At 50.0% G+C, this 19,066-nt stretch carries 18 protein-coding genes and 1 riboswitch; of the genes, 4 read left to right on the forward strand and 14 right to left on the reverse strand.

Translation table 11 applies throughout. The features are described from left to right. Positions 1 to 21 precede the first annotated feature (21 nt). The 4 genes from J2Z18_RS19975 to J2Z18_RS30560 form a co-directional block, all read right to left on the reverse strand. On the reverse strand, positions 22 to 1,029 hold the full coding sequence (locus J2Z18_RS19975; RefSeq protein ID WP_007130251.1) for a LacI family DNA-binding transcriptional regulator: 1,008 nt from the start codon (positions 1,027 to 1,029) through the stop codon (positions 22 to 24). A gap of 464 nt (positions 1,030 to 1,493) precedes the next feature. After that, positions 1,494 to 2,303: an aminoglycoside phosphotransferase family protein gene (locus J2Z18_RS19980; RefSeq protein ID WP_245256091.1), complete on the reverse strand. Its 810-nt coding sequence runs from the start codon at positions 2,301 to 2,303 to the stop codon at positions 1,494 to 1,496. A 296-nt stretch (positions 2,304 to 2,599) separates the two neighbouring features. Next, positions 2,600 to 3,895, reverse strand: coding sequence for a beta-L-arabinofuranosidase domain-containing protein (locus J2Z18_RS30555; RefSeq protein WP_276824927.1), 1,296 nt, complete (start codon positions 3,893 to 3,895; stop codon positions 2,600 to 2,602). Next, positions 3,808 to 4,413: a glycoside hydrolase family protein gene (locus tag J2Z18_RS30560; protein WP_245256092.1), complete on the reverse strand. Its 606-nt coding sequence runs from the start codon at positions 4,411 to 4,413 to the stop codon at positions 3,808 to 3,810. Before J2Z18_RS30560 ends, J2Z18_RS30555 begins: the two co-directional genes overlap by 88 nt. Before the next feature lie 190 nt (positions 4,414 to 4,603). Here J2Z18_RS30560 and J2Z18_RS19990 point away from each other — a divergent pair, with 190 nt between their 5' ends. Further along, entirely contained in the window at positions 4,604 to 5,464 is an 861-nt protein-coding gene (locus J2Z18_RS19990) for a helix-turn-helix transcriptional regulator (protein WP_007130254.1), read from the forward strand. A 27-nt stretch (positions 5,465 to 5,491) separates the two neighbouring features. Here J2Z18_RS19990 and J2Z18_RS19995 read toward each other — a convergent pair whose 3' ends face one another. The 3 genes from J2Z18_RS19995 to J2Z18_RS20005 all read right to left on the reverse strand — a co-directional run bounded on the left by J2Z18_RS19995 (position 5,492) and on the right by J2Z18_RS20005 (position 8,573). Further along, positions 5,492 to 6,286: an SDR family NAD(P)-dependent oxidoreductase gene (locus tag J2Z18_RS19995; RefSeq protein WP_210095203.1), complete on the reverse strand. Its 795-nt coding sequence runs from the start codon at positions 6,284 to 6,286 to the stop codon at positions 5,492 to 5,494. 120 nt (positions 6,287 to 6,406) lie between these two features. Further along, positions 6,407 to 7,252, reverse strand: coding sequence for a glyoxal/methylglyoxal reductase (gene pgoN / locus J2Z18_RS20000; protein WP_007130256.1), 846 nt, complete (start codon positions 7,250 to 7,252; stop codon positions 6,407 to 6,409). A 106-nt stretch (positions 7,253 to 7,358) separates the two neighbouring features. Next, a complete protein-coding gene (locus tag J2Z18_RS20005; protein WP_007130257.1) occupies positions 7,359 to 8,573 on the reverse strand; it encodes an MFS transporter in 1,215 nt (404 codons plus the stop codon). 189 nt (positions 8,574 to 8,762) lie between these two features. On the opposite strand from J2Z18_RS20005, the gene J2Z18_RS20010 reads away from it, so the two are divergent. Then, a complete protein-coding gene (locus J2Z18_RS20010) occupies positions 8,763 to 9,173 on the forward strand; it encodes a winged helix-turn-helix transcriptional regulator (RefSeq protein WP_007130258.1) in 411 nt (136 codons plus the stop codon). A 121-nt stretch (positions 9,174 to 9,294) separates the two neighbouring features. Continuing rightward, positions 9,295 to 9,654 (forward strand): DUF3221 domain-containing protein, encoded by a 360-nt coding sequence (locus tag J2Z18_RS20015; protein WP_007130259.1) that lies wholly within the window; start codon positions 9,295 to 9,297, stop codon positions 9,652 to 9,654. A 271-nt stretch (positions 9,655 to 9,925) separates the two neighbouring features. Here the strand turns inward: J2Z18_RS20015 and J2Z18_RS20020 are convergent, their stop codons facing one another. From J2Z18_RS20020 to J2Z18_RS20035, 4 genes are all read right to left on the reverse strand, one after another. Further along, the gene (locus tag J2Z18_RS20020) at positions 9,926 to 11,392 is read right to left on the reverse strand and encodes a chitinase (protein WP_186332885.1); all 1,467 of its coding nucleotides are present in this window, start codon (positions 11,390 to 11,392) and stop codon (positions 9,926 to 9,928) included. Positions 11,393 to 11,795: 403 nt separating this feature from the next. Beyond that, the gene (locus J2Z18_RS20025; RefSeq protein WP_007130261.1) at positions 11,796 to 12,791 is read right to left on the reverse strand and encodes an ABC transporter substrate-binding protein; all 996 of its coding nucleotides are present in this window, start codon (positions 12,789 to 12,791) and stop codon (positions 11,796 to 11,798) included. A 155-nt stretch (positions 12,792 to 12,946) separates the two neighbouring features. Next, the gene (locus J2Z18_RS20030; RefSeq protein WP_007130262.1) at positions 12,947 to 13,981 is read right to left on the reverse strand and encodes a FecCD family ABC transporter permease; all 1,035 of its coding nucleotides are present in this window, start codon (positions 13,979 to 13,981) and stop codon (positions 12,947 to 12,949) included. Beyond that, positions 13,982 to 15,037 carry a FecCD family ABC transporter permease gene (locus J2Z18_RS20035; protein WP_007130263.1) on the reverse strand — a complete coding sequence of 352 codons (1,056 nt, stop codon included), beginning with the start codon at positions 15,035 to 15,037 and terminating at the stop codon, positions 13,982 to 13,984. A gap of 227 nt (positions 15,038 to 15,264) precedes the next feature. Then, positions 15,265 to 15,326: riboswitch (Fluoride riboswitch) on the forward strand. A 76-nt stretch (positions 15,327 to 15,402) separates the two neighbouring features. On the opposite strand from J2Z18_RS20035, the gene J2Z18_RS20040 reads away from it, so the two are divergent. After that, a complete protein-coding gene (locus tag J2Z18_RS20040; protein ID WP_007130264.1) occupies positions 15,403 to 16,728 on the forward strand; it encodes a chloride channel protein in 1,326 nt (441 codons plus the stop codon). Positions 16,729 to 16,935: 207 nt separating this feature from the next. On the opposite strand, the gene J2Z18_RS20045 is transcribed toward J2Z18_RS20040, so the two are convergent. From J2Z18_RS20045 to J2Z18_RS20055, 3 genes are read right to left on the reverse strand one after another with little or no spacing between them, the layout of a single operon-like run. Further along, positions 16,936 to 17,619 carry a hypothetical protein gene (locus tag J2Z18_RS20045; protein WP_007130265.1) on the reverse strand — a complete coding sequence of 228 codons (684 nt, stop codon included), beginning with the start codon at positions 17,617 to 17,619 and terminating at the stop codon, positions 16,936 to 16,938. Continuing rightward, positions 17,619 to 18,506, reverse strand: coding sequence for an ABC transporter ATP-binding protein (locus tag J2Z18_RS20050; protein WP_007130266.1), 888 nt, complete (start codon positions 18,504 to 18,506; stop codon positions 17,619 to 17,621). The genes J2Z18_RS20045 and J2Z18_RS20050 overlap by 1 nt, the downstream gene beginning before the upstream one ends. Further along, entirely contained in the window at positions 18,506 to 18,874 is a 369-nt protein-coding gene (locus J2Z18_RS20055) for a GntR family transcriptional regulator (RefSeq protein ID WP_028407145.1), read from the reverse strand. The genes J2Z18_RS20050 and J2Z18_RS20055 overlap by 1 nt, the downstream gene beginning before the upstream one ends. Between the last annotated feature and the right edge of the window lie 192 nt (positions 18,875 to 19,066).

The following is a 19,066-nucleotide window of genomic DNA, read 5'->3' on the forward strand; positions in this document are numbered from 1 at the left end:
CATCTCCTCCAAAGTATAGGATCAATTCAACTGTTTCACTTCAGTGCCATATATCTCAAATGCCGGCTTCAACAGCGGCGCTTCTTCACGAATGCGGCGCAGAAGAATTTCTCCGGCTTTGATTCCCATGTCATAGGGACGCTGTTCCAGATAATAAATTCCCGATTCTTTAAGGAGTGGTCCGGCCTCTACTTCACCGAAAGAAGCTACAGCCATGTCGGACGGAATCCTTAGACCGCTGCGTACAATTTCAAGCAAAACACCAAGGCTCATACGGTTATTCAGGGATATGATCGCGGTTGGACGATGGTCCGCATCCAAAAAATGCCGTACGGCCTGGATTCCATCTTCCGTTGAAAAGTCGCCATTATACACGATAGGTTCCTCGTTCAGGGCGTATTCCTTCATCGCTTTCCGAACACCGTCCAGTCGTTCCCTGCCCGTGCTGGATCGCGTCGGACCGTTTACGACTCCAATTGCCTTATGACCATCCTCCAGCAGCTTCCGAGTCAGGCGGGAAGCGCCTTCCGTATTGTCCTCGGCTACCAGATCGAGCATCAACCCCGCTTCCGGCGAGTCCGGCTTGCGGTCTACGAGAATGATCGGCATCCGGGAATCTGCCAGCTGCTTGATCGCCGGATCATTTCCGCCTGAAGTCGCCAGTACAACGGCATCCACGCGCTTTTCCTGCATAAGCTTAAGAAGTCGCTTTTCCTTGTCCGGATTCTCATCCGAGCTGCAGAAAATAAGCTGAAAGCCTTCTTTCCCTACAACATCCTCAATACCTTTGGAGATTCCCATAAAATAAGGGTTGGAAATATCGGGAACGACGACCCCGATCATATAGGTCCGGTCCTGCTTCAGACTGCGGGCGATGGCGCTTGGACGATAATTCAACTTGTTCACCGCCGCCATCACTCGCTCTTTAATCTCATCGCTTACAAAATCGGTATTGTTCAGTACCCTTGAAACGGTCGCCGTGGATACCTCTGCTTCCTCCGCTACTTGTTTAATGGTCGCTCTTGCCAAGTATGGCTCACCTCAACCCTAAGTGATTTCATGTAATCGATTACGTAAACGATTACATTCACAGGTTATAGTAAAAACTAGGCGCATGTCAACTCTATCTTTTAAAAGTCATCTTGCTCAGCCTCGGGAGCTCCTTTGGGCCTGCAAAAGTCCCCTTTTTGGGACTTCCTCCGCCACTGTAATTCCTTTTTGCCCGCGACAAATCTCTTTTGGGGACTTGCTGCACCTCTGGAGCTCCTTTTTGCCCGCACATGTCCCCTTTTGGGACTTGTCCAGGCAATAAACTGAATCAAGCTCATCACTCCCACTTCTAAACCGTCCCCTAACACAAACCTATCCACTGCTCAATTAACCCGAACAAGCCCCACACCATCCATGTAAGATGGTACAAGGCTCAGTATACTGCTGCAAGATTCCTCAAATCGTCCACCAACTAGTGGAGGACCGGTTGTGCTACTTTAGGATCAAACTTCGATAAGCAAGGAATGCAAATACTTGTTGCTGTTCAATATTGACCTGACCCTGGCGATCGTGTCGTTTCTAACTGGTGGGTGGTCCACTCTGTTGAGCAAGATCCAGCGCAGACAGGCTATCGCTTCAAACAGCTCAAGCTCATCCGCTTCGAATCGGTTCTCGGCACAAAATGCAGCACGGTAGAAGGAAGCTCGCTTTTCTCTTACATATATCCACATTAAGATAATCGACCATCCGATATCATATCGAGGATCGCCCATTTGGACATTCGTCCAATCAATAACGGTCAGCTCGTTTTCATTCTCCAGAATATTGCCTAGGTGATAATCGCCATGGATGACATATTCTTGTTCCATGCTCGCGCGCAGAACAAGCTCCATCAGAGGTTGTTGAATATCAGGGAACTCCTCAATTCGTGGATAAAAATAAGAGATAAAGTCATACCTCGGCAGATTGAATCCGTTCAGCCTTTCCAAGGGCAGCTTATGTATATCCATTAATATCTTCGCTAGTTTCAATAGTTTAAGCTGATCGATATTTTGAACAGGCCTTCCGTCGTAACTGGTCAGCATTACTGGATTGCCTTCCCGGTCTGTCCCCCAGCCCAAAGGCTTCGATACTGCTCTTCCATGCGAATGCAATGCATTCAATATTTGATATTGCATTTGAACATCGGGCTTGGAAGCTCTATTCCATACCTTTAGCACGCAGTCTGCCGTTGACGTGACGATCTTCGCCACCTCTGCTTCCAGACCGGAGTCTAACGGGATAACTTGAAATGTAGTTTCATGCTGCAGCAATAATTCGAGCGCCTCGCTTTTCTCTACCCAATTGATTTCTCGCAAATTATGCCCCTCCGTCATTGTGCAACGACTCGATGGTCGTGAAAATACGTGAATAGACTGCTTCGGTATTGGTCTCATTCATTATATCGTTGGATAAACCGTAACCCCAAGGCACGCTATCATCTTTTCCAATAACTCCATATTATGTGTGTTTCTGAGCTTCGTAAGCACTTATCTTAAGCTTGAACGCAACTGTACAACAAAAAAACCGCGATCAACGCGGTTTTTTCGATGGTTCAATCCGGCTTGCTTTAACGCTTATCAGCCCTTCTCCGCTCCCCGATTAATGGAAATTCCCCAATCCGAAGCCTGGCGCTTCCATACGGAACCAGCTCCAATTCCGTAATGGGCTGTCCGTCCGTATCTGGATGCAGCGGAGGGTTGCCGGCGTTGTTGCCTTCCATTTTCCAATCCCGGATCAGCTGGCCCCTAACCTTCACCCTGACAGGCGCATCCTGTGCTTGGAACGGCTGGCGAACCATGTCCTGTTCGATTATCTCGAACGGCGTATCGGCTAGCAGGCCGTATTTCCATGGGGATGCAGGGTATAGCTCCCAATCGTGAAACATGTCGCGCTGCCGGATCATCTGCCAATTTTCCTTGACGGGCAGCACATACACGAGCGGCCCTCGCTCGATGCTGGTGGCGTACATATTTCGGGATACCAACCTGACTTCCATGGGCAAGTGAAGTTCCAATCGGTCACCGTTCTGCCAATGTTGTACGATCCTTGCATAACCGGACTCTACTTGGAATGGCAATTCGCGCCCATTCAGCGTTATGACGGGATCGTCGCACCAGGCGGGGATCCGCAGCGATAAAGGGAACGATTCCGCCCGTTCTAACGACATGTGGATTCGAATGCGGTCCTTGAACGGATATTCGCCGGTTACCTCGATCACAGCCGCAACGTCATGGCGGCCGACTGTCGTCATAACCGTGCACGGGGCATAGGACACGGCAACGAGCCCCTCCTCCTGATCCTTCATCCACAGATGCGCGGCCAGCTTAGGCCAGCCTTGATGCATGTTGGCCGTGCAGCATCCAAAGTTCGGCTCCAGACCGAACACGTTGGCGTCGGGTCCGTTGCTCCATGCCCGCGGAGCGACATTGCAGATGATCTGGTTGACTTGCTGATCATACTGATGCGAGGTCCAATCCGGAGAGATGGCGGCAGGCAGCGCATTAAAAGCAACCTTTTCCAAAATGTCCCCGAAGCGCCCTTCCCCGAGTATTCTCGTCAGCTGCTCCATCGAGAACATATACTCGACGACGGCACATAATTCTACGCCTTGACTCGGATGGGTGCCGGATAACCATTCATCTCCGGAGAACATGCCATGCGCTTGACCGTGATACGTCATCAGGGAATCGATGCCCCGGTGCACGCTTTCCCGCTCCATCGGACTGCCATTCAACTCAAATAATACGCCCGGCGTTTTAATGCCCATCGCTACATTCACGACATGGGTTGTCCAATCCCACTCTTCCACTTTTCGCCAGAACGGAAAATCATGAAAAATATCGCTCCTAACCACACGATGCACAGGAGCATCTCCGCTCCCCTTGCTTTGGCCCAGCCCCGCAGCGGCTGTTCCTCGATAACCGAATGGACATAAGTAAAGAACTTTGTCAGAAATGGGATGATCCGTTCATCGCCTGTTGCTTCTTCATGCTGCATCATCACTTTCAGCATGATCATGTAATGCCACCAGTCCTGCTCCTTATCGATATCCTGGTTCACGGAGGTAATACGCTCCGGACCGAACATACCGTTCTCCCGCTGGCTTGCAAGCGACCACTCGATCCAGCGATTGGCCTTGCCAATCAAGGCTTCGTCCTCAAGCAAATAGGCGAGCGGTAGCAAGCCATCGACATAATACGGGCCTCGCTCCCAGCTCTCTCCATGGCCGCCCAGCCATCCATTGTCATCTCCGACGTCCTTCCAATGCTCTTCCAAGCATCCGGTAAACCCGCTGGCTTGGATCTCCAGCTGATCTTTCAGCCAGCCGCCCGGCTTAATCGCGCCCAGTGGCAAGCTGTTAAAAGCAGTCTCGTGCAGCATGAACGTCCACGCTCCTTGTTTCTGTCTTGTAAGTGCACTCTGGTAGAACTATACCATCTCACCCGAGCGGTGCCCTATACACAGAAACAACCTCTTTTTATCCGATTGCAACATGCTTGATTCTTGTATCCGGAAGGCGTTAACGATTATCCTAGAGAGAAGTTAGCAAGAGGAGGAGGCTTGGACGTACATGATGATTCAATTCACGGCACCGCCGCTGCCCCATTATATTAGTAGTGGTGAAGATACCTATCAGGAGGGAGACAAACACGCGGATCGGTTTAACATCGGAGTGTTTGATCTGATTCTGGTCACCCGAGGAGCGTTGTTTCTGGAGGATAATGGTGTATGTTACAGGGTAAAGGCCGGCAGCTACTTGATTTTAAGACCGGATGCGGCACACCGGACATTTCAGCCCTGCCAGGAGGAGACGCATTTTTATTGGCTTCATTTTCAGACGCTAGGATCTTGGACGGAAGCGGAGGAACGAACCCCGTTTGCCTTATCGCAATCGGATCAGACTTATGTCCAAATCGAAACATTCTCTTTTTATATCCCCAAATACGGAGAGCTGCCTTCCAAAGAACAAGCCGTCCTCATCCTTGAACAGCTGCAGACGCTCCAGCAATCGCCTTCATCCACGGCACGCTGGAAGCAGCAGCAGCTTCTCCAAGAACTGCTCCTGCTGCTCCAAACTGAAGAGGAAGGGATCCAGCATCACCATCCTCATTATGCCATTGCGGAACGAACCGCAAACTATCTTAGACAGCATTACAAAGAGCCGGTGAGCTACCGTCGATTAGCCGAGGCCATGCATTTTCATCAGAACTACCTGTCCATTTGCATGAAAAAAACGTTCGGCTGCACGCCCTTGGAATATTTGACACGGCATCGGATCGAACAAGCCAAGCGATTGCTGATCCACACCAACGATCCGATCGGACGGATTGCCGAAGAATCCGGATTCGGCTCATTTCCGTATTTCATACGGTGTTTTATTCGCTATACAGGCATCAAACCCAAATCCTTCAGGCAGAAATTCCGATCCTAACGGAGCGCCTACGATGCATCCGGTTGCTTAGAATACGCTCCGTACCAAGCCCCCGTCGATGCGGAGAGCCGAGCCGTTAATCGCGGAGGATTTAGGACTGCTGAGATACGTGACAAAATCGGCAATCTCCTCTGGACGAATCAGCCGCTGAATAATGGAAGTCGGCCGATTCTCCTTCATAAACCGCCGCACCGCTTCTTCGATGGTGAGCTCTTCATTGGGATAGAGGGTTTTCAGCATCGTCTCCACGCCTTCCGTAAGCGTAGAGCCGGGCATGACGGTATTGACCGTAACGCGGGTTCCTGTCGTCAGCTCGGCCAAGCTCCGGGAAAGGGACAGCTGCATCGTCTTGGTTGCGCTGTAATGTGCCATCTCTTGGGAAGGCATGATGGCTGCTTCACTAGCGATAAAAATAATTCGACCTTCATTCCGAATGATCATGTTCTTCAAATAATGCCGGGTTAACCGGACGCCGCTCATGATATTCGTCTCGAAGAACCTGAACCACTCCGAATCGGGGATATCGAAAAATTCAGCGGGCTCAAAAATCCCCATATTGTTGATCAGAATGTCAATGACAGGAGCAGCTTCCCTGACCTGGTGACAGCCCTCCTCCGTTCCGAGATCCGCCACGACATAACGCAGCTCGGCATCGGGATGGACGGCATGAATGTCATGGATCGTCTGTTTTACCTTATCCTCATGCCTACCATTAATAATGACGGATGCGCCCTCCGCTGCAAGCGACATGGCTATCGCTTTGCCAATGCCGGACGTTGAGCCTGTTACCAGAGCGACTTTTCCTTGTAGCTCCAAATTCATTAACGCTCTCTCCTTCCATTATGTAGGAATGGACCCTCCTGATTCCCCGTCGTACCGCCCGAGGATTGAGGAGAGCCGCAATATTTATTACACTTCTATCCTTGCGTAAACACAAATTTCTCAGAAATCAAAATTGTCCGGATCCGGTCCCACTCTGTGATTTTGGTTCAGGCTGTCAATGCGCTGCATATCCTCGGCGGACAATTCAAAATCAAAGATGTCTGCGTTCTCGATAATCCGATGTTCCTTGGTCGATTTCGGAATCGTGACCACACCGTTTTGGATATCCCAACGAAGAATGATCTGCGCGATGGATTTTTGATACTTTTCAGCAATGCGCAGAAGATCCTCCTGATCCAGGAGCTGTCCCTGCATTAATGGAGACCAAGCCTCAAGCTGAATTCCATTCTCCTGGCAGTACGCCTGCAGTTCCTTTTGCGTTAGTCGTGGATGATATTCCACCTGGTTCACCATCGGTTTGATTTCGGTTTCCTTCATTAACTGCTCGAGGTGATGGATCTGGAAGTTGCTGACGCCAATAGCTTTGACACGCCCTTGCTTGTACAGCATTTCTAATGCCTTCCACGCCTCTGTATATTTCCCTTCAACCGGCCAGTGTATAAGGTATAAATCCAAGTATTCAAGACCCAGCTTCCGGAGACTTTCCTCGTAAGCCTTCAAGGTGGACTCATACCCCAGATCGGCATTCCATACTTTGGATGTGACAAACAGATCCTCCCGCTTGATCCCGGCAGCTTCCAAGCCCTCGCGGATGCCCTGTCCGACCCCTTCTTCATTTCCGTATATGGCGGCCGTATCTATGGAGCGATAGCCATGCCGAATTGCCGTGCGGACGGCGTTTACCAGCTCCGGTCCTTCCTCTACTTTAAATACGCCAAGTCCAAACCAAGGCATGCTGACGCCATTATATAAAGTGGTTGTATCTTGTAAGTGTTTTGCTGTCATGTTGATGAACCTCCGAAAGTTTTATGTTTGTGAAGAAATGGAGCCTAGTTGCAGTATTTCCGATGAAACGCTTAAACATCACCTCCCTTCATCCTAAATTTTCCATTCAAGCCGCTTTCGTATATGGACGATCCGGATTCTCCGAATCCTTTCTTGCCAGCTTCAAGCTCAATCCCGTAAGCGCGACCGCCGCGAATACCATCAACGCTCCAATCCAAGCCGTGTGAATCAAGCCCATCGATTTCGTAATCAAGCCGCCCAAAAAGGAGCCGATGGCGATGCCTGCATTGAATGCCGCAATGTTCAGTGCCGAGGCCATATTCACAGCGCTTGGCGCAAACCGCTCAGCCAGCTCAACAACATAAACCTGCAGCCCCGGAACATTCATGAAAGCCAGAAATCCCATGAGAATAATCGTAATGAATCCGGCAACTTTAAACGGCGCGGTAAACGTAAGCGAGAACAGCACCACCGCTTGAACGCTGAACATATAGAGCAGTGCTTTGAGCGGACTGCGATTTGCTGCTTTCCCGCCGATGATATTACCTAGCGCTATGGCAATCCCGTAAACGAGCAGAATGACGGCTACCGTATTTTCCTTGAAGCCTGTTATATCCTGAAGCAGTGGGGATAAATAAGTAAAGACAACAAAGGTGCCGCCGTAACCGAGCGCGGTAATCAGGAGCATCAGCAGCAAACGGCGATTGGTCAGCAGCTTAGCCTGATCGCGGAATGAGGTCCGCTCTCCTTTCGGCATGTCCGACGGGATCAGAATGCTGTTCGCGATGAAAGCAGCGACACCGACCAGAGCAATGGCGACAAAAGCCAGTCTCCAGCCCCACTGCTGACCGATAAACGTTCCGATCGGAACACCGGTCACCGTAGCGACGGTAAGTCCTGTAAACATAATGGAGATCGCGGAGGCTCTGCGGTTCTCTGGCACCACGCTGGCGGCGATGACCGAACCGATCGACATAAATACCCCATGGGAAAAGGCCGAAAGCACGCGAGCCGCAAGCAGAATGCCGATGGAAGCCGCGCCAGCCGCCAAGCTGTTTCCGATAATAAAAATGATCATGATCCATAGCAGCAGGGTCTTCCTGGACATCCTCGAGGTAAGCGACGTTAGGATGGGCGCACCGAAGGTGACGCCCAAGGCGTACATCGATACGGTTAATCCGGCGGTCGTAACGGATATATTCATATCCTCCGAGATCAACGGCAGCAGCCCTACGCTGATGAACTCCGTTGTTCCGATCGCAAAGGCACTGACGGCAAGCGCCAGCAGCGCAAAGAAACTTCTTTTTTTATCTATGATCATGGTGTTGAAATTCCCCCTATCCAATTCGCTTGCTTGTATATTGTAAAAAAATTGAGTATGGTGTAATCCAGCTGGCAAATGCTATTATGATCCATATCGAATTTTATGTGAAGAACGTACTTTTTTGTAATGTAGGCACTTCGCAGTACCCTAGTTACTTTTCAGTGCCTATCCAATAGGAGGATGAATATGCAAGCGAAGAAATACAATATTGCCGTCGAAGCGACATTGGAAGTGATCGGAGGCAAGTGGAAATGCGTAATCCTTTGCCACCTGACCCATGGCCGTAAACGAACCAGCGAGCTGAAGCGCCTCATGCCGAATATCACGCAAAAAATGCTGACACAGCAGCTGCGGGAGCTGGAGGACGATGGCGTAATCAATCGCATTATTCATAATCAAGTCCCGCCCAAAGTGGAGTATGAGCTGAGTGATTACGGCAAGAGCTTGACCGGCATTCTGGATATGCTCTGCGCGTGGGGAGAGAAGCATATAACGAAGGTATACGGGGATAAGTTCAGCGTGCTTGAGGACAGCATTCTGAACGATAAACTGAAAGCCGTGGACGAGCCTGCCACATCGGATGCACGTACGACCTGAATCTATTTGGGTAATCGCTGAAATCACTATAATCATCCCTTACAAAATATGGTATCATTTAAAATAACATGAAGCATACGAAGAGCCCATGGAATATTACATGAGGAGAAGAATAATTATAGTGAGAAAAATACATTCAGCTATTGCCCTATTGCTTCTTAGCAGTTTTATGGCTGGTTGCAATCAAGCCAAGATGGAGACCGGTGATTTTATTTTTGATAAGCAAATCAACCAAGATAAAACTCCCATGATCGTGGTGGTTCAGAATATCTCAAGGAATGATGCCTCCAACCATTCGTTATCAGACTATTTAAATAATGATGACCCAAATGATGTGATTTACTATCATATAACAGATGCCGATTTATACGAAGATTTAGAAATTGGTGAGAGAGTTACCGTCACAGCCCCCCATATTTTACTTAGCAGCCCACTGCAAGCAATGGCGATTGAAGTCGTAAGACATGACCTAGCAGAGTGACAGTCCCATTATATTTAGGTCTTTGAAAAAGATTTGTCCCCATTAGATTTCGGCCTGACCGAATCGGATACACCTTAACTTATCAAAGAGATAAAACCTAATAGAGTGCGGGATATGGTTCCAACATGGGTATCCAAGGACAGATCCTTTCGACCATCTAAAATAAAACAAAACCTCTCTATGATAATGATGGGTGGATTCACCACATATCAAAGAGAGGTTTCTCTATTTTATGATAACTATCTACTAAAGTTACACGATATCATGAACATTAAGGCAGTGTGTCTAAGAATGGTCTCACCGTTTTAGCAAGAGCGTAATTCGTAGTCGCATCCCAGTTAATGGACCACGTCATTGCTCCCCGTACATCAGGGTATTTAGCCACAGGCTTATAACTTCCACAGTTGTTTCCAGTTGCTAGACAATTCAGGGCATTATTCACGACCGTTGGAGAAACATATCCGCCTCCGGCTGCTGAAGAGGCAGCAGGTACTCCAAGTCCCAATTGGGAAGGTGATACCCACTGCAGCGTTAAGTCCGACAGCGCCGTAAGGAAATCAACCGTGCCCTGGGAGTAGCATTTACCGTCACGACCTAACATGCATCCAGAGTTATAGTACTGGACGTTCATTACGGTTGTGATATCCTTCAGATTGTTATAAAGCTGCATATAGGAGGTGTTTGGACTCTGCATGTCTATCGTTTGAGGAGCCATTGTCAGAATAAAATCATTTCCTGCTTTTTGCTTCAGTTGGCGAATCGCGGTGGTTAAGTTAGGCACATTCATGCCATGCTCCAGGTCAATGTCTATCCCATCAAGTCCAAATTGCGTGATGATCCCGTACATGCTGTTCACAAAGTTCGTTATATTCGGCGAGGCAGTATTCAAATCAATGTTCCCTAATTCCCCTCCAATGGATATGATGACCTTCTTGCCTTGAGCTCGTTTAGTTTGAATATCCGCGATCAGCTCGGCATTGGTATACCCGCCCAGAGCTGCGGATAGCGCAGAATCTACATTGAAAACGACACCGCCAGGGTTAACAGGGTCCATCTCAGCAAACGCTAACACAATGATGTCATATTGATCCGGTATATCTCTCACCTTCAATTTGCTGGCACCATTGACAAAATTCTGCCAGTACCCTGTCAATATATGCTTGGTCGGCTGGGGACCTCCGCCTGTCTCTTCTGCCGTTGTTGCAGTCACACTCGCACTGGCAGGTGAAAGATTCCCGGCAGCATCCTTAGCTATGACCTTAAATGAATAGGTCGTGTTCGGTGAAAGACCCGCTATGGTCGCGCTCGTACCGGTAACCGAAGCCGCAAGGGCTGTGCCCTGGTAGACATCATATCCTGTCACGCCAACATTGTCCGTAGAGGCTTGCCAGGATAAAGTAACGCTTGAAGAGGTGACTGAACTTACAGTTACATTCGCAGGTGCTGTCGGAGCTGCAGTATCATTACCTCCGCCACCTTGAACATGCTGCCATAATGCAGGAACATTGGGCGGTTCCCATCCGGGTAGTGAAGTATGAGATTGAATAGCTTTATACGATTTCCCATCGTACGTCACGTTGTCGTTTACGGCATAAGACACATAGGCTGCCCAGGAACCCCGATCTGCTGCAGAAACCTCAAGGGGGAAAAAGCTCATGATCATAGACACGACGACCATTAAAGGCAATAGCATCACTCTCGATTTGTCCGGAATTCTGCATAAACCCGCTCTCATCATTAATCCCTCCTCAATAATGGATCGTTAAGCTTTACAGACTGCCTTGCATAAAACAGCATCACCTCCTTTGCAAAGATACGAAAATCTCATGAAATATTCTACATCCAAACAAACCTTTTAATTGCTGTTTATTGTTTTATTTACATATATAGGAAGTAGATTCTATATTCAAAATTTACTTTATATGTTAATTATTATCAATAGCTCTGGAGGATCAATTTCATGGTGTAAGATGATCTCTAACGTTTTAAGCTCCCTATCATCATGAATCGATGTCTCTATGAAAACAAAAACATGGCAGACGCTGTTATACAGGGCCTGCCACATTGCGGCTGAAGCTTTATAGCACATAGGTCATGGCTAATTCGATGCGAATCTGCTCTTGCCACTCGTGAACGATCGATTATTTCGCGTTCTCCTTCTCTTTTTGGCTGACGATCATATTCGTCACTTCCTCGGCCTGGGCCAATACGGCAATCGGATCATACGGCCAGAATCGTTTGGCATCCAGGTAAAACACGCGCCCCTGACTTACGGCTTCGATCGAAGTCCATACCCTATTGCTCTTATCCATCTCGGCACCATTGGACTCGTCAAAAAAGATATAATCTCCTGCATAATCTTTCAGAACCTCCATGGACACTTCTTTGTAGGTCTCACCAGTGGCAATCAGTTCTTGTTGGATTCGTTCCGGAGGGGTAAGCTTGAGCTCCTTGTAAATCGCCAATCCTCCGCGATAAATGCCGTCGCCATAAAGGTAGAAGGTCTTGCCGAAAGCGCCGAAGATCGAAAAGGTTTCTCCTTCCTCCACCACGCCGTCCACCTTCGCGCGCAGCGCTTCTATTTTCTCGTCAAACTCAGCCAGCCATTCCTTCGCCTCTTCTTCCTTGCCAAGGATTGCACCCAGCCCCTCCACTTCTTCGTGCACGCTTCGATAGGTTTCATAAGGAAGAATGATTGTGGGCGCAATTTTGGACAGCTTCTCGAACACCTCCGGATCGGAATTGGCGCTGATGATCAGGTCGGGGTTCAGTTCCAGGATTTTTTCCGTTGCGTTTTCGCCGGTACTCTCGATACCATCGATCATGTCTTGGATATGGACATTCTCCAGATCCTTCGCTGTCGCGCCTACCGGCTTCTCTCCGAGCAGCAGCAGGGTTGGCAGATAGGCATCGACAACAATTCGCTTCGGTTCTGCCGGATATTTGATTTCCCCGTGTATGGTATCCACCTTTCTAGTCGCAGGCTGCGCCGAGACTTCGGTCTGGGGCTTATCCGCGCTTGCGGCTGTTTCCCCCGTAGTACCCGCGTTGCCGGTCGGATTTCCCTTCCCGCCGCATCCGGAAATCAAACATATGATGAGCATTGTGAGTATGACCCGATACTTCGATGTGAGCATATTTGTCTCCTCCTGATTTAGTAGTGTATGGCTGGGGCATGCACCGAATTGAGCTCGATGCAATCGGCTGTATATTCCATGCGATGCGATCAGATCCTCGTGGCAGGACCCTCTCCCTTCACAAGAACTCCTAAAGATCCCTTGCATCTGGGCTGCTAAGCTCTCGTCCTGGATAACAGGTACAGGAAATATGGCGCACCGATCACCGCAACCACGATCCCTGTCGGGATCTCAGACGGTTGAAGGATCGAGCGGCTCAGCGTGTCGGCTGTGATGACCAGCAATGCACCGATCATCGCTGTTACCGGCAGCAGCATTTGATGCTTCGCACCGACCAAGCGTCTGCCCAGGTGGGGTGCAATAAGCCCGACGAACCCAATCCCTCCGCTCACCGCGACGCAGGAGGCCGCCAAGCCGACCGCCGCTGCCAGCAGCTTCAATTGCTCCCTCGTTACGGATGCACCCAGTCCGGTCGCCATCGATTCTCCAAGATTAAGAACGTTCATCACCTGCGCTTTGTACATCACGAAGGGCAGAAGCACAAGGATCCATGGGAGCAAGGCCAGCACGAACTTCCAGCTCGACCCCCAGATACTGCCCGCAAGCCAGACGGCAACAAACTGGTATTTCTCCGGACTCAATCGCAGTGTAAGCACGATCATTGCCGCGCTTATGCCGGCTGCGACGGCAATTCCCGTCAACAGAAGGCCTGTCGGCTTAAAGCCCTGGTTCTTCTTATAAGCAAGCACGCAGATCAAGGCCGCGGTCAAGCCGGCTCCAATCAAAGCTAAAACCGGCAGCAGATAAATCGGAGCCGCTGTCGTGTTCGGGAAAAATGAGATGAACAGCATGACCATCAACCCGGCTCCCGCATTGATCCCCAGGATACCCGGATCGGCAAGCGCGTTGCGGGATATTCCCTGCATCACGCAGCCGGATACCGCTAAACCCGCGCCAATAAGCAGTGAAATGACGATGCGAGGCAACCGGAAATCAAACAGCACCAAATTCTGCTTATCGGTTCCGCCGCCAAACAATGTCGTTACGACCTCGACGGGGGATAGCCGAATCACGCCGGTGTTCATGCTGATTAGAAACACCAGGACAATCAATGCACCCAGAACAGACAAGGTGATGATGTTCCGTCTCCTGCTTTTTCGCGTTTGGATGGCATTTGTGACGGCTTCCATCTACAGCTCCCTCCTTTCTTTGCGTGCCAGATAGAGGAAGAAAGGGACCCCAATCAAGGCAATGACCGCGCCCACTGGCGTTTCATAAGGAGGGTTCACCATTCTGGCGGCGAGATCGGCAATGACGACCAGCAGGCTTCCCAGCACGGCCGAGCAGGGAATGATGAGCCGGTAATCCACGCCGACCAGCTTGCGCGTGACATGCGGAATCAAGAGACCGACAAAGCCCACCGCGCCGACAACCGAGACGGCGGCCCCTGCCAGCACTAACACGATCGCCGTCCCGCCCAGCTTGACGAGCCCCGTTCGCTGACCCAGTCCACGTGCTACATCATCCCCAAGGCTAAGCATCGTAATTGAGCGCGATAAGGCAATCGCACCCAATATAGCAGCGGCTATCCAAGGCAGCATGATCTTCAGATGATTCCACTGAATCCCTGCCGTACCGCCGGCATACCAAAACGCCATATCCTGCCCGACCCGAAAATACAATGCGATGCCTTCGCTAAGAGCACTTAAGAGCGCGCTAAGCGCAGCACCGGCCAGAACGAGCCGAACCGGTGTCAGCCCTCCTTTGGACATGGAACTGACTCCATACACGAGCATCGCACCCAAGGCAGCCCCAACGAATGAGAGCAGAATCAGATACATATACGGCAGCCCCGGAAAAAACGCAAAGCAAATCGCGATCACGAACCCCGCCCCCGCATTTAATCCAAGCAGGCCCGAATCGGCGAGCGGATTCCGGGTCATCCCTTGCATAATGGCTCCCGATACGGCGAAACAAGCGCCCACCATGGCCCCGCCGAGAACTCTCGGCATGCGCAGCTCCTGGATAATCTGATGCTCCGTCAAGCTGGGATCAAAGAAGAACACAGCTTCCCATACACTTCGCAGATCAATCTCGGCCGCTCCAAGCGATATGGATAACGCTATGCCAAGCATCAGTGCAGCCGCGCCTCCCGTGATAATCAGGGTCGCAGCCCATGGACGCCCTTTGACGTGGACATGAATCTCAGCATCTGAAAGTCTTGGCTTGGACGTGTTTGATGACATCATTCTCTCCTCGATCCTGTGATATTGATTCTCATTATCATTTACAATGATAAAATATGGCATATTCTTCGTCCATGGACATGTTGAATTTCTCCTCCTGAAAAAAATCCATGCCCCAATCCATCGATGCTCCAAACCATGCTGAGTAATCTCAAGTATCGTATACCTGCTTCATAGCGGGTTGTCCTATTGACACGCAAACCTCTGTTCCATTACAATGAATGCAAATTGAATGAGGCGATGGAGTTCGCCATAACCGCTTTTCGAGGCTAATGACTCCTACCAGAGGTCGCTTTCCTGGTAGGAGTCTGTTTTGTGTATCCAGGGGTTAGCGGCGAATAAACAGAAACGGGTGAACGGATTTGATGAAGAAATGGGTTGAACCTAACGAGAATTGGCCGCCATACGCCCTGCTGACAGGTTATTTGATCAAATGGATCGTGCTTGGCAGCATCGTCGGCATGATGACAGGCAGTGCCTCTGCCTTCTTTCTTTATAGCCTTGACTATGTAACGAACCTTCGAATAGGAAACCCTTGGCTGCTGTTCCTCCTTCCCCTGGGAGGCGTTGTGGTCAGCTTCCTCTACGAAAGGTTCGGCAAGAGCAGTGCGAAGGGAAATAATCTTATCCTGGAACAGATCCATGGCGGCACAGAATCCATCCCGCTGCGGATGGCGCCGCTGGTCCTCTTCGGGACGCTGGTTACGCATCTGTTCGGAGGCTCCGCCGGACGTGAAGGCACAGCCGTCCAAATGGGGGGAAGCTTATCGGAGTGGTTCGGCAAGCTCATTCGCGTGACATCGCTTGATCGAAAGATCCTGCTTATCTGCGGAATTAGCGGCGGCTTCGGCTCCATCTTCGGCACACCGCTCGCCGGAACGCTGTTTGGTCTCGAAGTCCTAGCCATTGGCCTCATCTCGCACCAGGCGTTAATTCCTGCCTTCATCGCCAGCCTGGTCGGCAACTTAACCGCCACTTCCCTCTGGGGTGTCGGCCATGCGCATTATCTGATCGGGGAGATTCCCCCTCTGAGCTTTATCGTCCTGATGAAAGTCGTTGCAGCTTCGATCCTCTTCGGACTCGTAAGCCGGCTATTCAGCGAGCTTACCCATGCTCTGAAAAAATGGTACAGCCACGTTTTCCGCAATCCTATGGTCAAAAGCGCAATGGGAGGCGTCATCCTCATTGGGCTGGTTTATCTGCTTGGCACACGCGATTACTTGGGACTTGGCCTCCCCCTGATCGAAGAATCCTTCGCTGGGGAAGTTTCGCCATTCGCCTTTCTTGGTAAAATCCTCTTTACCTCGCTGACGCTTGGAGCAGGGTTTCAGGGTGGCGAGGTAACGCCGCTGTTTGCCATTGGGGCAACGCTGGGCAATGCGTTATCGGGATGGCTCGGATTGTACGCCCCTTTCCTGGCCGCATTAGGTTTTATTGCTGTATTCTGCGGGGCAACCAACACCCCGATTGCTTGTTTTATCATGGGAATCGAGCTGTTTGGAGGAGAAGGCGCCGTGTATATGCTCTTGGCCTGCGTCATAAGCTACTTGTTCTCCGGGCACTCCGGCATCTACACCTCCCAGCACATCGGCGCGTCCAAGCACCCGCTCCTCTCGTTTCCACCGGGAACAACGCTTGCGGGAGCAAAAGAACTGCACAAAGCAAAGCGCAAGCAAAAGACGTCCGAGTGATCGGGCGTCTTTTCATTTGCCGCAGGCAGCCCTGCCTCACTCTGTGAGCGGCGTAATGATGGATGCTGTACGCTGCTATAACCCGAAGCCCGGACGACGAACCAAGGCAGGTCATTTGTACGAAGAACGCTTTTTCACACAAAAAAAAGAGAGGCACCCCCAAGATCCAATGATCTTGGTGCACCTCCCTGTTGCATCTTCTGGCAATTACACCGTTGATCTGCGCAGACACTGGCGAGAGCACAGTGCAAGGATAAGCACAATCGGAATCATCCATAGCGTCAAGTCGAGAGCAGAATGACTAGCAAACCATTTAAAGATCGGCCCCCACCATTCGTATCGCATCGCAATCAAGCTGAGACCCGAGATGATGATCGTAACGGCTGCAAGCATGATAAACGTTCGGATCCCTCTGAATCTTAAGAAAAACGCTCCGATGCCCAGCCCCAACATGGAAAACCATAACATTAAGATGACATTCACAACGAATTGGATAAGCCATGATCCATCATTCAGATACGGTAAATTGAAGAAGCGCATATGATCTCCCCATGCCCCGGTCCATACTTCAATATGGGATAGAACCACAAGAAGTGCCGAGTTGAAGATACTGATCAAGGTTATAAAGGTAAGGGTCCCTATGAAAAAGTCCGTTCTGCGTATGCTAAACCCCGTGGTGAAGGGGAACAACTGAATCGCTGTGGTCAATGAGGTAACGAACATGAATATATAGATGGTACCCAAACCGCCCGTATACAACGTCTCTCCATTAATCAATACACCGATCAGCAAATTGACCAAGAAACTGAAGGCCATGATCATCCAAGGCAAATAAAACCACGTAAGTTTATGTCTTAAATGAATGTTAATAACGCTGGATATCCCTCTCATTAGCGGCTCGCCACCTTTCCGTTTCTCGTTAAATGAACGATTAATTGCTGCAAGGATACGGGTACCGTTTCCAGTCCTGCTTGTGCTGCTTCTTGCTTCACCTCTGCTTCGGTCTTGCCCATCACCGTAGCCGAAACCATTGATCCGAGCGATTCCGTATGAATGACTTTTCTGCCTTGAATAAAGGATTCAACCGCAGATTGATGCCCGATCACATTGCAGGTCCGTCCGCGGAGTTCATCGGTATCCGAATCCAGCAATATTTTTCCTTCATCGATAAGAATGATATGCTCCAGCAGCCTGCTGACTTCATCTATCAAATGTGTGGACAGAATAATGGTACGCGGATGGCTGGTGTAATCTTCGATCAGCTGATCATAGAAAAGCTCTCTTGCAACGGCGTCGAGGCCAAGATAAGGCTCGTCGAACACCGTAATGGGCGCTCGGCTGGCGAGTCCTACGATGATCCCGACCGCTGACAGCATGCCGCGCGACAATCTCTTCACAAGGCGCTTCATCGGCAGACGGAAAATTTCGATCAGCGCTTTGGCGTATTCCGCGTCCCAGTTCGGGTATACGTCGGAGGCAATCCCCATGACATCCCGGACGGTAACTAAATCCGGATATTTCTGACTCTCCCTGATAAAGCATATCTGCTGAATCACCTTGTTATTTTCATAAGGATGCTCGCCAAATACGCGGATCTCCCCTTTGGTTGAGAACTGCTGTGCCGTAATCATCTGCATGATGGTTGTTTTCCCGGCGCCGTTTCTCCCCAGCAATCCGTAAATCTTATTCGCCTCGATCCTAAAGCTGACATTATCGACGGCCGTAAAATCCTTGTATACCTTGCTCAAATTGTTGACTTCGATGACGGTTTGGCTCATCAGTCTTGCTCCCCTCTGCGGATCATTTCCGATAATTGATCTTTCGTAATCCCAAGCTTCTCGGCTTCCTTCACCATAGCCACAACGTACTGCTCATAAAACTCCGTCTTGCGCTTCTCGATGAGCTGTTCACGTGCTCCCGCTGCTACAAACATGCCAATCCCCCGTTTCTTATACAAAATCCCTTGATCGACCAGCAGATTGACGCCCTTGGCCGCTGTGGCCGGATTGATCTGGTAAAAGGCCGCAAACTGATTCGTAGATGGAACCTGCGTCTCCTCAGGCAATCGTTCCTCTATGATGTCATCTTCAATTTTGTCCGCAATTTGCATGAATATCGGTCTGCTGTCATCAATTTGAAACGCCATTACCTCACCGCTTTCGTGTTCAGACTTCATTACATCTTCGGTTAGTTACTCATGTAATTAACCATACAAGAGATGTGGTTCCGTGTCAACATTTTATTGGCCATTTTTTACAAATCGGGCGAAGGAACCCGTTTATGGTCCTAATGGTTTCATCCCGGTAAGCCGATATAGTATTGGCACACATGCAGCCGA

The organism is Paenibacillus lactis (assembly GCF_017873605.1).
Taxonomy (GTDB): domain Bacteria; phylum Bacillota; class Bacilli; order Paenibacillales; family Paenibacillaceae; genus Paenibacillus_AQ; species Paenibacillus_AQ lactis.

Bases quoted from the DNA above. Each gene is read 5' to 3' on its own strand.
- J2Z18_RS20010 (WP_007130258.1), top strand. From the start codon at position 8,763: ATGCAAGCGAAGAAATACAATATTGCCGTCGAAGCGACATTGGAAGTG.
- J2Z18_RS20035 (WP_007130263.1), bottom strand. From the start codon at position 15,037: ATGTCATCAAACACGTCCAAGCCAAGACTTTCAGATGCTGAGATTCAT.
- J2Z18_RS20040 (WP_007130264.1), top strand. From the start codon at position 15,403: ATGAAGAAATGGGTTGAACCTAACGAGAATTGGCCGCCATACGCCCTG.
- J2Z18_RS20005 (WP_007130257.1), bottom strand. From the start codon at position 8,573: ATGATCATAGATAAAAAAAGAAGTTTCTTTGCGCTGCTGGCGCTTGCC.
- J2Z18_RS20020 (WP_186332885.1), bottom strand. From the start codon at position 11,392: ATGATGAGAGCGGGTTTATGCAGAATTCCGGACAAATCGAGAGTGATG.
- J2Z18_RS20030 (WP_007130262.1), bottom strand. From the start codon at position 13,981: ATGGAAGCCGTCACAAATGCCATCCAAACGCGAAAAAGCAGGAGACGG.
- J2Z18_RS19990 (WP_007130254.1), top strand. From the start codon at position 4,604: ATGATGATTCAATTCACGGCACCGCCGCTGCCCCATTATATTAGTAGT.
- J2Z18_RS20050 (WP_007130266.1), bottom strand. From the start codon at position 18,506: ATGAGCCAAACCGTCATCGAAGTCAACAATTTGAGCAAGGTATACAAG.
- J2Z18_RS20025 (WP_007130261.1), bottom strand. From the start codon at position 12,791: ATGCTCACATCGAAGTATCGGGTCATACTCACAATGCTCATCATATGT.
- J2Z18_RS19995 (WP_210095203.1), bottom strand. From the start codon at position 6,286: ATGAATTTGGAGCTACAAGGAAAAGTCGCTCTGGTAACAGGCTCAACG.
- J2Z18_RS30560 (WP_245256092.1), bottom strand. From the start codon at position 4,413: ATGCTGCACGAGACTGCTTTTAACAGCTTGCCACTGGGCGCGATTAAG.
- J2Z18_RS20055 (WP_028407145.1), bottom strand. From the start codon at position 18,874: ATGGCGTTTCAAATTGATGACAGCAGACCGATATTCATGCAAATTGCG.
- J2Z18_RS20045 (WP_007130265.1), bottom strand. From the start codon at position 17,619: ATGAGAGGGATATCCAGCGTTATTAACATTCATTTAAGACATAAACTT.
- pgoN (WP_007130256.1), bottom strand. From the start codon at position 7,252: ATGACAGCAAAACACTTACAAGATACAACCACTTTATATAATGGCGTC.